The sequence below is a fragment of the Dyella sedimenti genome (assembly GCF_022760995.1).
GTDB lineage: Bacteria > Pseudomonadota > Gammaproteobacteria > Xanthomonadales > Rhodanobacteraceae > Dyella > Dyella sedimenti.
Window position 1 is genome coordinate 1 of the sequence record NZ_JAKWJO010000007.1, and the last position, 16,017, is coordinate 16,017.

Genomic DNA, 16,017 nt, shown 5'->3' on the forward strand with positions numbered 1-16,017 from the left:
CAACTCGGACCACGCCTCCGCCAGATCCCGCTCGGACACCAGCCCCAGCCGCGCCATCAGCGCGGTCAGCGTGCCCTCGGGGGATTCCTCGTGCAGGCGGCGCGCGCGGGTGAGATCCGACTCCTTCAGTCTTCCTCGCGAAAGCAGCACGCGAAAGAGCAAGGACTCGTCTGCCGGAAAAGCGTCCTGTTGAACACGGTTAACAACCTGCGAGGCCATGATCCATCCAGTACGCAGTAAACGATCGCAGGCTGCCATAAAAGGATGACAGATTGCCTTTTGGAAAATCCCGTGAAAAGAGCGCTTCGCTCTCTCACGCTCAACGTAGGTCTACAGGTTCATACAGACGACGATTCGACTTTAAGCAAAGTTCGCATCAATGGATTCAAGCAGATATTCGTACTCAAAAAATGAGGATGCTCGTTGAGTCGCGACCATCCTCAAGGAGACTGCAATATCAGCAACACTCAAATCATTCACGGCAAAAAGCGTGAGAGAGGTGCAAGACCTCTCCCACGTTTCACGGCAACAAAGATCTTAATTACATGCTGGCTATGCAGCCCTGCACCGCGCCCTGCGTCAGACCAGCGTTCAGGAACGACAGGCCCGTACCGCCACCAATCGCGAACACGTTGGGGATGATGTTCGAGTCGTACGGAGCCCACATCAGGTTCTGCACGGCCGTCGTGTCAGCACCGTTATGAGCGCTGTTGGCCAGGAAGTACGACACGGCGACGATCGGGTAGCCAGCCGGATTGGCATAGGAGTCCGGATCGACGAGGGCGATGCACTGGCTGGTCGGCGCACCGGAAACGAGCGTCGAGAGATCGTCCACATGCGGACGACCGGTACCGCTCTCAGCACCGTTGATGACCTTGTTGTACAAGACGCTGGCACTGACATCCAGCGGGCTGTTACCGAAGTCGTTGAACGGATCCAGACCATTGACCGTAGCATATACGGCACCCGGCGGCAGGGTATTCGCGGCTTCGACATAGCCGATGGTGCCTTCGGTGGCGGCGATGGTACCGGCAACGTTCGGGTTGCCGCTCTGCGGATTCCAAGTGCTAGGCAACACGGCATTCGCAAAAAACTCACCAGCCACCGTGCTGAAAGCCTGATCGGTCACAAAGTGTTGAGTCGGAGTGCCGCCGCACACCTGCGACAGATGGTTGCTGAAGCCAAACGTGGTGCCGCTACCGTCGGAACGGTAGACAACGCTGATCGGGCCGGTAGCGTTGCTGGAAACTTGGCTCCAATCCGTGATCTGGCCAGAGAAGATCTGACAGATCGTGTTGTCATCCAAATCCAGCGAGGTGATCTGCTGGCCGTTGACATCATTCTTATTGAAGGCGATGGCAATGGCGCCTCCCACGGAGGGGAACTGCACCGGGAAGCTACCGCTGTGGACGCTGGTGTTGGCAACGTAATTATTGTAGTCGCTCAGGGCGAGCGGCGAATCCGCACCAATAAAGTTCGGCTGGGCCAGATCCGAGCGACCCACTTGACCCGCACCGAAACCGGTCGGCGTCGGGTTATCCGGGCAGGTGTTCTGCACGTTGTAGTTAACAGCCGGGCTGCCGATCAAACCACCGGCAAGGATGTTCTTGCCAGCGCCGCTGCCGGTCTGGCAATAGGAGGCCGCCGGATTGCCAGCCGTGGTGTACTCGCCGAGGAGCGAGCCCGGCTGCGGCGTCAGAAGGCGATGCGAGACGTCATCGAAGGTATAACCAATGGCAGGCAGTGTGGCGCCACCGCCCACGATCGTGGCATGAGCCGACGCAACAGCGGCCATACCGAGAACGAGCGCACCCGCGAGCGTCTTCATGCGGGTATTTCCATTAGACCCGAAAATCATGACATTACCCCTTGGCATAAATACCTCCGGAGTGGAGGCCGTATCTTTTTACGCCGCCGCCATGACGCATCGATTAATTCAAGATGTACCTATAAATGTCCATTGCATGACCTTGAGATATAAAAAGTAAAACCAAGAAATAATCCAGAAATAAAATCACATTTCGTTGACAAACATCAAATCAAAAATCACGAACAAAAAAGCAATCAAGACAATCAGAATTGCCAACCTGCTCACAGCAACGCATCGAGATCACGCAGCATGGAAGCCACCTCCACTTCAAGCTCCCCACTCCGCATCAGCGCATCGCGGTCCCTGTCCGACATCTCGCGCAACACGCAACGAATCGCATGGCGACGCCCTTCGCGGCACCAAAGATTGAGTACCCCCGCCAGGGCAAGCAGGACACTGCGCGTGCCGTAGGTCCCACGTTCCATTCGGCGGCGCAGACGGGTTTTCAGCAGGCACAGCAGGCGTGCATGCAATTCGGTAGTGGACAATCCGTTAAGCCGCATGACCAGCCCCCGATCGCACTGGTCGAGCAATCGCATGGCCAGCTTTTCCTGGCGCGCCTCCAGCAATTGCCGCAGAGCCTCAGCCAAGGGCGGCAGACTGATCACGCCTGGATCGCGAAACGATTTATCCTGCTCGTCGAACCCACTGTCCATATTTATTCGACCGAATCGATCCGCCTTGAATCCATGTGCATCCAAAGCGCAAATGGATAAAATACAATGTCATGATGTGGATTACGCCCTCATTAACGCCATAGGCATAAATAAATAACAATCCACAAGAAACCCTGGCCATTCGGCAGGCCATAGCCATTTATTTGAAAACGAGGATCATCGGCCGTGGCCTTCCATGGCCAGACCGCCGGATTCCCCACATCATCCTTTATTGCAACAAACGCTTGCGCTCGTCAGGGGTCAGTTGCTCTTTCGCCCTGGCGCTCAGCACGCCGCCACCCAGGACCTGTACCGGGCTGCTGGGGTCGTAGCGCCCCTTCCTGTCCTTGTCATCGATGCCGCTGGTGCCATCGCCGAAGCCCAGGACCTGTACCGAGATGATCGAGGGCATCTTGCTGCGGGCATCGTCCTGCTGCTGGCGCGACATGTCCTCGGCCGCCTTGGTCACCGCGCCGGCCGCCGCATTGGCTGCGTTCAACGCGCTCACGTTCACAGCCTGCACGACCGGCACGCCGATCTTCTCTCCCTGCACCTGGATGTTATCGGCATTGGCCACCTGCGCGGCAGCCACGATCAGGTTGCCGGAGACGCGGATGCCCGCATCGCCCGCATCCACCGTGCCGCGCGGGGCGATCAGGTAGACATTGCCCGTCGGCGCGCCCGGTATGGTCTGCAAGGTGGCGATGCCGGCGCCACTTACCTGGCCCCGCGCATCGATGCGGCACCACGCGTCGATATCGCATAGGTAGGTCGGCGGCGGAATTTCCGCGGTGGTCTTGGCGCCCTGGCCAGCATTGATGTCGCCGTTGGAGCTCCACATCACCAGGTCGCCGCCCTGCTCGGTAAAGATGCGGCTTTGCGCCAGCAGCACGCTGCGGTCGGTAAACACATTGATGTTGCCCTGCTCCAGGGTCAGCAGGCCCATGCTATTGGGGCCAGCGACAACCTGACCCTGGCTATTCGTGATCACTGGCGGTGCCGATGCGCTGCCGATCAAAGCTTGACCACCGGGCCCAAGAATGGTGATGTCGCCGCCTTGCTGGGTCTGGATGGTGGAGCTGCGGATATCCAGATCGCCAGTATCCACCGTCTGTGCGGCACCGTTGATGCCACCCTGCCCACTGCCGTTGGAGGTGTATCCCAGCGATGCAGGGAATAGCGTGTCAATGGCGGTGTAGCCGCGGGCGTACTTGCCGAAATAAGGGCTGGATGGATTGTTGTAGTCGGCACCCACCTGGGCAAGGACGGAAAACAGCGCCTGCGAGACGAACTGTTGCCGCACATAGTCGGGCTGCTCGTTGAACAACTCGCGCGCCTGCTCGGGCGCCAGGCTCACCGCCACCTTGTCCTGGGCAAAGCCGGTATCGATGCCCTGTCCCGCCATGCGACGTTCCATGAAATCGACAAGCTCGGGCATCAGGTTGACGCCATCGGTGGTTCCATCCACATAGCTTGCGATGAAACTGTCGACCGCAACACCGGGGCCGACGCCGTAGAGCACATCGATATCCGCACTCTCGTGAGGCAAGTATGGGTTAAGTTGGTTTCCAACACTGTCGATGCCTGTGTAGCCACCACCGTTGATGGTCCGCAACCCGACACTGCCGACGACCTCCGTCTGGTTTGCCAGCGGGCCGATATTGCGTCCCGCCTGCACCAGGAAACTGCCGGGGCCACCCAGCAACAATGCTGGAACAAGCACGTAGGCGCTTCGATCCGTTTTGTTTCCTGCAGTGAAGGTCTTGGGAATCTGCGTGTCGTAAATGTCGCGACCAGCCACAATACGCGTGACGTCGGCATCCCTCAGCTGCTGTCCAGCGAAGGACAGGTTCGAGATATCCCTGCCGGCATATACCAGCGCGGGCTTGTTGGGCATCAGCAGCAACGAACGGTATACCAGGCCACTGGACGCTGTTATGCCGTCGGTAAGATCACCTTGCAATGCGTAGATCCTGACCGGCTCGCTTTCGTCCGCGTGCAGCGGATCGGCCGAATGCAGCAGATTCGGGTTTTGTCCATAGAGATAACCGCCCTGCCACAGGTTGGCGAAACTCGACGTGCCGTTCACTCCAAAAGGCTCAAGTGCTGAAGGAAGCGTGTCGGCCGGCGCGTCGATCAGGCCAAAGCCGTAGGTCGATGTGCCGCCGTACTGCATGGTGTAGACCTGCTGGCTCAGCAGGACGTTGTCGGCCGCCAGCAGGGTCAAGTTGCCCGTTGCCGACGGATACAAGGCGCCTGCACCCCGCACGTCTACGCTGCCGCCCAACGCCTGCAAGCTGAGCGCGGAAGGCAGGATCGAACCAGGATCGAGACCTGGATCACCCTTGACCTGTGCATTGCCGGAATCAAACAGCATGCCCGGCACGCTGAGGCTGTCGAGCACGACGTCGCCTTGCGTCGCACTCACTTGTACGGACGAATCGGCGCTGTAGCTCTGCGAGTCGAATTGACGAGCAGGCAGGACTTTACTGATCGGAGTGGTGGGATTATTTATGCTGCCGGCAAGATACGACGGGTTGTAGATGCCGCCGATATCCGCTCCTAGGCGTGCCTGCACGTCGAACTGCGCGTCCTGCGCGGCAAGTAGCGTCGATACGTCACTTGAGATGCCACCATAATAGACACTCGCGGATGGCACGGTGTAGCTGAAGTCACTGCCGATTTGGCCCCCAGCCTGGATATCGCCAGTTCCCTTGGCGACAAAATACGTGCCACTGAGGATGTCACCGCCAGCCGCAACGTTGAGGTTGCCGCCGCCCACTGTCGTGATGCCTGTCTTGTCCGCATTGGCGTACCAGGTGGTCGGCAACGACACGGAAAGCTGGCTGATGTCCCCACCAGCCGTCACCGACACATTACCGCCAACACTCATCACACCTTGGCCGAAATTGGCGAAATTGATGGACGACGCGCTGCCATCGGCCGCATTGCCGGTCTGCATCCACTGCCACCAGTACTGCGAGATATTGGTACCCACTGCTCCCTTGGTGACTTTACCGGTGACATCAACGACATTCTGAATGGCGTTGATGTCACCTTGGGCGGCAAGGCTCAGGTCGCCGCCCTGCACCGGATTAACCTGCCCGGTACTCAGCATGTCCGGCAGGTTCATATCGTTCGCCGGTGCCAACCAGAACGGACGGATGACGGACACATCGGTGCTCACCGCCGTACCTTCTGCTGGCACGCCCGCCGTATACACCACCGCCGGAGAACTGGCATCAAGCCAATCAATGTCGCCACCCGACGCGATATCGATGGAACCGCTACCCGTACGCACCGTGGTTGGCAACAGCATGGTCTTGCCGTTGTAGACACTGGTGGGGTTCGTTGGCGGCGTGAGCGTATCCACCACGGCAAAATGGCCGTCGAACGTCACATTGCCTGCGCCGGCGATGGTGGCGAGCGGATCGACCGACCCGGCATCAGCACCTGCCACGAGGCGATAGGATGTGCTGGACCCGCCCAGCAGCGTCGCCGACGCCAGCGAGGCCGGGCTGCCCAGCGACGGCATATTCGATGGGCTATTGTTCGCCGCGCTGGCCGGGACATCGATCGATGTGGGATTCCCGCCATCTGGCGTCGAGGCATTGGCGGCCGGTGCGAATGGCGCATAGAACAGCTGGACACCGGTAGTCGCCGAGCCCACACGCTGGAATATATAGGTGTAATAGGCCTTGTGACCCGTGATGTAAGACGCGTAGTCGGTCGTGTAGTCGCTATAGTCCGAATCGATCGGCAACAACAACGGCGAGGGCGTCGTACTCTTCTTGGCGATAGGCGCGGCAGCGAAGTTGGCCTGCAACCACTTCTGGTAGGCCGATACATAATCAGCGTAGTCGGTGTAAGCACCCGGCTGCGGCGCCACCAGGGTTGTGGGCGAATAGGCCAGGAAATACCGGCTCGCGGTGTTGTTGATGTAGTTGAAGTCGTAGGACCAGGTGCCCGTGGTTCCCTTGCCGATGTCGCCGATATATTCCCCATAGTTCGTGTAGTAGTTGGCCGACTGCCCAGCCAGCGGCGCCTGGATGGCCTGGTAATACGGGTCACTGGTGATATTGATCGTGCCGCCGCCTGGGGTGGCACCTTGCGCTGCCGTGCCTGCACGCAGATTGATCGTGCCGTTCCAGATATTGTTCGCGTCCAGGTATTGCTGGGTCGACTGGTAGTCGGACAAGGCCTTTGCATAAGCCGGATCGACAGCATCAGGGGCCGGTGCGAACGGCGCATAGAACAGTTGGACACCGGTGGCCGCCGAACCCACGCGCTGGAATATATAGGTGTAATAGGCCTTGTGACCCGTGATGTAAGACGCGTAGTCGGTCGTGTAGTCGCTATAGTCCGAATCGATCGGCAACAACAACGGCGAGGGCGTCGTACTCTTCTTGGCGATAGGCGCGGCAGCGAAGTTGGCCTGCAACCACTTCTGGTAGGCCGATACATAATCAGCGTAGTCGGTGTAAGCACCCGGCTGCGGCGCCACCAGGGTTGTGGGCGAATAGGCCAGGAAATACCGGCTCGCGGTGTTGTTGATGTAGTTGAAGTCGTAGGACCAACTGCCCGTGGCTCCCTTGCCAATGTCACCGATATACTGCCCGTAATTCGTATAGTAGTTGGCCGACTGGTCGGCCAGCGGCGCCTGGATGGCCTGGTAGTACGGATCGCTGGTGATATTGATCGTACCGCCGCCCGGCGTGGCGCCTTGCGCCGCCGTGCCCGCCCTCAGGTTGATCGTGCCGTTCCAGATATTGTTCGCGTCCAGGTATTGCTGGGTCGACTGGTAGGCCGACAAGGCCTCTCCGTAACCGTTGTCGGACACTGGCGGCGGCGGCGGTGGCGGAGGGTTGGCCAGCGTCGCGCCATCGTTCTGCTGATAGAACCCGTCGGTGATGCTGGCCTGGACGTCCAGGTCTCCGGCCGCCCGCACCGTGAGAATCGGAGCGAGTCCCTGGTAGCGATAGGCCAACACGATGCTGCCGTCGGTCCGCGTGGTGCCTGCGCCGAGGTTCCAATTGGTAAGTACGGAGATCTTGCCTTGTTGCGTGCCATCGGACGGGTTGTCCAGCTCGATGCCGGGGCGAACCTGCACGTTGGCGATACCGGCATAGCGATTGCCGAAGCCGTAGCCGGGCTGCTGTACGTACGACATCAGCGTGCCAGCACCCTTGCTGGCATCTCCATCGATATAGCCGTAGAAGCTCGCGTGCGAGGCGTTCACGCTATCGGGAATGAAGTAATCGTTCTGCAGGTACTGGGTCAGCGTTGCGGCATCGGCCGGTGCAGCCAGGATCTTGCCCGATGCATCCGCCCAGGTGCCCGGCACCATGCTGCCATCGGGGTTGTACCAGCCGGCCGGGTCGATCAGCCCATCGAAGTGCTTGGTTGCATCCGCAGACGTGTCCTTGGTGCTCCAGACGGCATATGGTTCGATGGTGACGACGCGCGCCCCCTTGATCGAGGAGGCGTTGTCCACGGCGATATGCACATCGCCGTCTGAAAGCAGCGGCGCGCGCATGCTCACCGAGCCACCGGAGAAAGCATCGGCGGAGCCGCCCGACACATCGATCACTGCCTGGCTACCCACATGGATATAGCCGGACGCGTCGGAAGAGACATCCTCATAACCATAGGTGGCGTTGGTGCCCGTACCCGGCGTTCCACCGGTGCCCAGCGTCACCGTGCCGCCACGTTGCGCAGGAATGCTGCTGGTCGCGATCAGGCTGCCTTCGATATCGACGCCGTTGTTGCCGAACAAGGCGATGCTGCTACCGGACTGGCCGCCGGCATTCACCGTGCCGTCGATCAGCACCTGGCCATCGTCCGTACCGACTCCATTCGCGCTCAGATACACGCGCTGCGCGGTCAGCGTGTGGCCAGCAGAAAGTTCAAGGTTGCCCGCACTCGTGCTGACCTGGAACAGCCCTGTCGCCCCTGCATTGGCGGCGATATCCACCAACCCATCGAGATCAACGGCATCACCGCTGCCCAAGGTAAAGTAACCTGGGCGATAACCACTCGTGGCGCCACCGGATAACGCACCACCGAAGGTCGCCTGCGTTCCCGCTTGAACCGTGAGGCTACCCGCATCGCCACCGGCACTGGCACCGGAGAAATCGAGCGACGAACCCTGCGCCAAAATCACCGCCCCATGATCGGAGGTGATGGCGAGGGCACCACCCGGCGCATAGGTGGTGGTGTCATAGAACGTCTTGTTGATGCCGGCAACGGAAAGCCTGCCACCGCTTCCGAGCGTAACGTCGCCGCTGGTCGCCTCGATGGTCAGGTTGCCCGCGGGCGCCGCTACGTTGGTATTGATGGCAACGGAACCGCCGGTCAGTTGCAGGGCGCCGCCCATGATGTCCGCCGGCGTGGCGCCTGCCGTGCCGACGACGTTGATGGCGCCTGTGGTGGTGAGCGCGATGTTGGCTGCGTTGTCGGCCAACAGCCACGGCGTGGTGAGGTTGACGTCGATCGCACCGAAGTTGAACGTACCGACGCCCTGCCCCTTCACACCCTGCGCAGCCGTGGCGTTGAAACTGCCGAAGCCGCTCAGGCCCGTGCTGCCATTGCCAAAATCCAATTCGTTCGCGCGGATCGAGAGCTGGCCGTTACCGGCCGAGAACGCGGCGCTGTTGGCGCCAAGATCGTTGGACAGGCTCAAATGATCCGCCTGGATAACCACCGCACCGCCATCGCTGGTGAACGTGCCGCCGCTGAGGCTCAGGTCATGCGGTAGATCGATGTCCACGTCGCCGTAGAAACCAATATTGCCGCGGCTGCGCAGGGTCAGGCTTTGTGTATTAACCAGCAGACTGAGTGTATCGGCGCCGATCACGAAACCGCCGGTGCCGGGCGTGAGCGAAGCATCACTGCCCACGAACGACACCTGATTGCTGTAGCTGTCGATGGCCTGCGCCGACAACGCCGCCGAGGCATCCACGGTGGTGGCGCCGGTAGCGTCGAGCGTCAGCGCGTTTCCGCCGTCCACGCGTGCCCCGGCGCCAATGGTGAGCTGGCCTACACCAGCAGCGGAGGTGCTATTGCGCACCACGCTCGCTGCGCCGTTTTGCGAAACACGTAGCAGCGCGCCATCGCCATCGACAGCCGCGATCGCATTGCCCGCAGCGTCGGTCCCGGCCATCTGGCCGAAAATCAGCGGAATGCTTGCGCCGCCCGAACCGTTTCCGGTGGCGAGCAAGGCGCTGCCATTTTGCAGCACCACACCCTGCGCCCCCGGATTGCCGGCACCGTTCGTCGTCAGCAGAATCTCCGGCCCCTGCAGCGGGTGCGCGGCATCATTGGACAGCACCACGCTATCCGCCGAGGCGGTGACCTGATAGCCATCGTCAGTAAACTGCCGCGAACCGCCGATCAGGAGACTGCCTGCGCCAAGCGCATTGAGCCCATCCACCGACAAGGTCAGATAACCGTCATCGCCCGTCTGGCCTGCATCGACGATATCGATGGCCTTGGCCGAGATGTCCACCAGCGAGGCCCGGCCGCCCGTGGCCGGTGTCGCCGTCAACGTCGCACCGAGGTTGAGTGTCTGTGTGGCGGCCAGTGCGATGCGTCCCGCATCGGCTACGGCAGGCGGTGCAACCAGCCCGCTCTTGGAAGCCAGATTGGCGAAGTAGGTATCGGCATCGGTGAGGGTGTACTGCGAATACTGCTGCCACACTTGCGCTGATTGCAGCAGGAAGGTCGTGTTGCGTGCTGAGCGCGCGCCGGTCAGGCCATCGGCGAAATAGCCGTTGACGCTGAGTGTGCCGTCGGCCTGCACCGCATTGCGGCCAAGCACCGTGTCCGCGGCACTGGTGTCCTGCACCACGCGGTAGGCACCGGGAAGCGTCGCGTACTGTGCGGGAAGCAATGTGTAGTAGCCCGCGGGAAGTCCTGGCGCACCTGACAGGTACACCTGCTGGCCCACCTGTGGAGCGGCATTGCCCAACTTGTCGAATGCCGCATCGTGCGGTGCAACCGGCGAGTAATAACCCGGCAGAATCGCGTAGATGGCGCGGCCATCCGCGTACTGCGGCACCTGCGCGCCGCTGGTACTGTTTTCGTAGCTGGTCTGGTACTGCGCCAGTACATCGCGCGAGCCGCCCGTACCCGCTACCCATTCGGAAGCCTGCAGGTGACCGCCACCGGACACGTCGATGCCAGCGCCCGCATCCAACGACAGCGCACTGCCGTTGATCTCGATCTGCTTGGCGGGTGCCGCCGTCAGGTCAGTCGAATCGTTGGCTGGGTCTCCGCTGTAGCGCCACTCGAGACCGTCCACCGTGGTGCCGAACGGAACGGTCTGGCCATCCAGCGACACAGAGGTCTGGCTGCCCGGCGCAAGATGCACCGACTGGGTGACAGCAAGCGGATACAGCTTGGGATCAATACCAAAGGCCACGGCCTGCGCAGCAGGGTCACTCACGCCAAGCACCAGCGTGCCCGAGGGCACCCGCAGCGTGCCGAGCTGTTCGATATGGTCTGCGGCAACCAGCAACCCACCGCCTGCCGAAAGCGGCGCGGTGCTGCTGCCATTGGGCAGGAACGTCACCGTGGTCGACAACGCCTGCCCCGAGGCATCCTTGAGGCCCGAAGCATTGGCGTCTACGACGAACGCGTAGTCACTGGCGGGATAGACCTGCGCCGCCTGGAATTGCAGGTTACCCGTGGTGAACAACAGACCCGCTTTCTCTTCACCGCCGGAATACGCCAGGATAGGCGGCGCGTAGAAACGGATATCACCACTGGATGTGAAATCGGCATTTGCCCAGCCCTGCAGGTTGAGCCAGCCGCCGAGGTCGATGAAATCCGCATTGACCCGAAGCGTTCCGTCGCCCGCCTGGGCTACCGGAGCCGCGGCAAGCGCCAAGCTTCCAAGGAGACTGACATACGGCGCGCTGATCTGCACGCTGCCGTTACCGGCGGTATAGCCAGCGCCCGCCATGGACGTGGCAGTTCCCGCAGGAACCGCCTGAACGGTGGCCACGTTGGCAGAGAAGGAGCGCCCCAGCGAAAGATTCACATCACCCGAAAACACAAGAGGCAGGACGCTTTGGTGTAACCCGCCAGTGGTGGTGTCTGTCGGGTCCGGCCCCACGACCAACGAGGTGATCCCGGAATTTGTCAGGCGGTCAACCGCAAAATGCAGCACGCCCGAAGGGACGCCACCTTGCTCGGCCACCGCACCGGGTGCCCATGCCGCGGGCACCAGGTCGCCCGACTGCTGAAACACGATGGCGGTAGACACCGGTGCGGAGGTCTGCGCCGTATTGCTACGCGTGAGACCGATGATGCTAAGGCTACCGCCTTCGGCATCGGCGGCGCCGCCATGGGCAGCGAGGTCCGCATCGAAGAACAAGCCCGCCTGAGCAGCGAGATCGATGCTACCCGCGTCGCTCCACACCGGCGTGCTCACATACTGGCTTGTTCCACCAAGGAAGCTGCCGCTGGCTGGCAGATCGTATTGATCGGAAGCACCCGACACATTGATGATGCTGCCCTGCTGGGCCACCACGTAGCCGCCGTTGCCGGTCAGCGAAACGTTGCCGCCATCGAGCACCAGGCCCGTCCGGGGAATACCCTGGCCGAGCAATCCTCCGGTGGAACTGATTCCATTGACGGCGCCAGCCCATGGATTGACCAGCGAAACACCTGACGCATCCAGCACGGCGGACGCGCCCAGCCATACCTCCGGCGTCACGGCCGGCAGGTTTTGGGGGCGATTCAGTCGATTGGTGGCGATACTGATGTCGCCGCCGGGCGCCTGGATACTGCCCAGCACCGTGGTCGCCTGCGTTCCCGCCAGGCCAACGCTGCCGCCCGCATCCGTCGTGATGCTTGAGCCCTGCCCCAAGATGACCGAGCCGCTTACGCCTGCGTAGACCGGTGCTGGTGTGGGCGTAAGCGTGGGCAGCGACCCGTTCCAATCGAGATAGCTGCCGCTACTCAATGAGAAGCCCGGTCCGTGACCGTCCGACGTGTCACGGGTGACGTAGCGGTGATAAGCGTCCAGCGTACCGATCGATGCGTAAGTGCCCTCCGGATGTGCAGCGTCCGTGGCATAGAGGTCCGCTCCCGTAGGCGCGACCAGCAGTGCCTGGTAGTTCGGCAGGAAGTTGTTGCGAGACACATGAATCTGCGTGCCCGGCGCGATCACGCCATCGGTGATCGCCGTCAGCGCATAGTTGTCAAAGCCCTTTCCGCTGAAGAACGATGGATCAAGGTAAAGGCCGTTCGACAACGGCACGGTATTGGGATCGCCGCCAATCGTGATGGACGCAGCCCCCAGGCTCAACGTGCCGCCGCCACTGAAACCGTAGCCCTGGATGGCTCCATCGAGAACCAGCGAACCGCTGTCCAACGCAGCCGGCGCGGCCTGATTGGTGAACAGGTCCAACCCGTTGACCTTCGCATAGGTCGACAGCGACACATCGCCGCCATGCCCCACCGGCACGCCCTGATTGAGCTCGACCTGATTGTCCGTATTGACATAGCCGCCGCCCGACACATCCAGCATGCTGCCCTGCTGCAGGATGATGGAGCCCGTGCCGTCGATGTTGGTTCGATTGAGACCGGCGGCAAGTGCCTGCTGCGTGGTGAGGGAGATGCTTCCGCCATCGATGTAGCGGTCGCCGATCAACGAATCCGCCGACTTGCCACCATCATTCACCCACAGGCCACGCGTGCTCAGCGTTGCTCCAGAACCAATCGTAATGTTGCCGTCGTCCTTGGCATCGGGATCAACCAAAAGGCCTTGTGGCAACGCCGCGAAATTGGCTGGTCCGGACGAGGTAATCGAAATGGAACCCGAAGGCGCGCTCAGCGCGCCAAATATGTCGATGTGCGAACCGTTCAGCGCGATGCTTCCCCCCGGCATCACGCTAAGCTGTGTACCTACCTGCTCAACGATCTGCCCATTCCCACTTCCGAGGACGCTGAAGTGCGAGAAGCCGGCGTCGCGTATCATATCGGCGGATACGGAAACCCAATAATGGAGATCCTGATCGCTGGTCGTGTCCGCCGGCTGGGCAGCCAGCACAGCATCCCACGGCGTCTGGGCATCGAAATCGGGAACGCGATCCTCCAGCATCAACGCAGACTGCTGCAGAAGGACGCCGCTGGCATAGTTGGCGCGCTGATAATAGATCGTGTTACCCGATGAAAGATCGAAACTGCCACCGTCCGGTTGCTTACCCTGACCTACCTGGTCGCGGCCTGCGAATGCCTGTGCTGTGATGTCGCCATCCAGCGCCAGCGCAGCGCCGGTCGAGACCGTGAGTGATCCCGCATCGCTGCCGACGATAAATCCGGGATCCCAACGCCCTACGCCGGCAAGCAGTGGATTGTTGTAGTACTCGGTGATGCCCCAGCGCGCGTGATCCACCGTGAAGTTGCCGGCAAATCCCACGTAATCCATATTGGGATCGGCATCGGCAATGTTGTAGACGCGCCCGTTGGCACCCAGCAGATTGGGCGTGGTCACCCAACCCGCTTGGTATGCAATATAGCCGCCATCGAGATTGAGCTGGGCGCCGCTGCGAACGATGACTTCCGAACCGTTGAGCGAAATATCGCCGCCCTTGGTCATCATCTGTGTGATGTCGCGCGGCACGTTCTGCACGTAGCCGGCCACGTTGAGAATGGGGCTGCCTACCCAGTCCAGGCCATCCGCGCGCGTGCCGCTCTGCGTGCTATCCACCAGCACGTTCTTCTGCGTGTAGAGGAAACTGTTCCGCAACAACGGCGAGTCGGCCAGCTCGTTCTGGCCGATGCGGGGCACGCTGACCAACAACGCCGACATGGGCAAGCTGACGTTGGCGAGGCCGGAGACATCGACAACGGCGCCATCATCGATATAGATGCGGCCCGCGGTGGGCCTCGTGTCTACCGTATCCGCCGCAGCAACCACCGAGAGGGTCGCGCTGGGCGCCTCCAGCAGGGAACCAGACTGCAGGGTGACCATGCCGCCGGCCAAGGAAATACTACTCCCTTGGAACGCCGCGTCCGCGGCAGCCGTGGAGGATGTGGTGCTACCATCTTTCTCGGGAAGAATTGCGGTGACCGACCCCGGGCTTAGCACCAGCGAACCATGGTGAACATAAGTAGTCGGTCCGCTCAAGGGGCGATTGGCCCCATCGCCGGCCTCAAGATCAATGCTGCCGGGGTAGCTGATGCTGGTCGAAGCCAATGCCACGCCGGACTGGGTGACGTTGTAGCCGAGCATCTGCACCAGGCCACGCCGCGCCTGCACAAGACCTGTATTCGTCGCCGTGCTGGGCACGTGCGACGCCCCGTTGATGCCGGAACCCGTGTTGGTCACCAGTAGAGACTGGCTGGAACTCCCGCTGTTGGCATTGCCGAACTGCGTACCCGCCGCCAATATCGCCTGCCCGTCGTCGGCAATGATCGAACCCGCATTGGACACATTGGGTGCCGCGACCAGCGCAAAGCCCTGTGGGCCTGTCGTGATCGATGCGCCCTTCTCAATCACGACGTCGTGATTGCGTCCGTCGGAAAAAATGCCGTTCACCAGGAATCCAGCGGTGGCAGCCGAGGTGTTGATGCCCCCGCTGATGAAGCTGGCATTGCTCGTTGCGACGTCGCTACTGAACAGGTCGAGCGAGCTGGCCAGCAGCGACCCCGTATTCACCTGGCTGCCGGCGCCGAACAGGATGCCGTTGCGGTTGAGCAGGTAGACCGTGCCCTCGGCCTTGATCTGGCCGAATATCTGACTGGGCGAGCCGCTGGGGTCCTGGATGCGGTTGAGCGCGATCCAGTTGTTGCTGCCGTCGGACTGGGTGCCGCCGCTCTGGTTGAAGTAGAGCGTGGTGTTGCGGCCGATGTTGAAGCTGTCCCAGGTGAGGATGGCCTTCTGGGCGGTCTGCTTCACTTCCACCGTGGTCTTGCCGCCGGCCGCCGTCTGCGTCGGCGCGTTGGCGTTCTGCCACAGCAGCGGATTGCTGGCGACGCCGGCGGCCACTTGCAGGCCGCCCGCCGTGATGCCGTCGGGCACCGGCGAGGACAGCTGCTGCGCCGCCTGCTGGGCGGCCTGCTGCGCGCTCATCTGCGCCGCCACGGCGGCGGCGGCATTGTTGAGGTTGGCGATGGATTGCTGCACCACGCGCTGCTGCAGCAGCTGGCCGGAGGTCTGCGCGGCGATGCCGCTGATGTCCGGCGCGCCCGGCGCCGCGCTGCCCGGTACCGGCGCCGTCGGCGCGGTGCGCTGGCCGGCCAGCCAGGCCTGGCTCAGCGGCGGCGGCGTGCCGGCCTGCGCATGCATGGCCGCGCCCATCGCCAGCGCGGCGGCGATCCACTGCGCCAGGGGACGGCGTCCCAAGACGGTGCGAGACGATATGCTGGAACCCTGCTGCGACTTGACCGGCTTGCTCACGAGACCTTCATCCCCTGTCGTTCATTGGCTACAAGCGCATCCCGGGCCGCTTGGGACCCCGACGGAAGCCCGTCGAAAAA

The 16,017-nt window shown here is 61.8% G+C and carries 3 protein-coding genes and 1 pseudogene; all 4 read right to left on the reverse strand.

Annotated features, from left to right (window positions below; translation table 11 throughout):
- Positions 1–219, reverse strand: a pseudogene (locus tag MJ605_RS14495) (type II secretion system protein GspE); the annotation flags it as partial.
- Between the two features lie 322 nt (positions 220–541).
- Positions 542–1,828: a substrate-binding domain-containing protein gene (locus MJ605_RS14500; protein ID WP_243042257.1), complete on the reverse strand. Its 1,287-nt coding sequence runs from the start codon at positions 1,826–1,828 to the stop codon at positions 542–544.
- Between the two features lie 263 nt (positions 1,829–2,091).
- A complete protein-coding gene (locus MJ605_RS14505) occupies positions 2,092–2,526 on the reverse strand; it encodes a hypothetical protein (RefSeq protein ID WP_243042258.1) in 435 nt (144 codons plus the stop codon).
- Between the two features lie 229 nt (positions 2,527–2,755).
- Positions 2,756–15,937 carry a filamentous haemagglutinin family protein gene (locus tag MJ605_RS14510; RefSeq protein WP_243042259.1) on the reverse strand — a complete coding sequence of 4,394 codons (13,182 nt, stop codon included), beginning with the start codon at positions 15,935–15,937 and terminating at the stop codon, positions 2,756–2,758.
- Between the last annotated feature and the right edge of the window lie 80 nt (positions 15,938–16,017).

Coding starts and splice junctions, on each gene's coding strand:
- MJ605_RS14500 (WP_243042257.1), bottom strand. CDS start 1,828: ATGAAGACGCTCGCGGGTGCGCTCGTTCTCGGTATGGCCGCTGTTGCG.
- MJ605_RS14505 (WP_243042258.1), bottom strand. CDS start 2,526: ATGGACAGTGGGTTCGACGAGCAGGATAAATCGTTTCGCGATCCAGGC.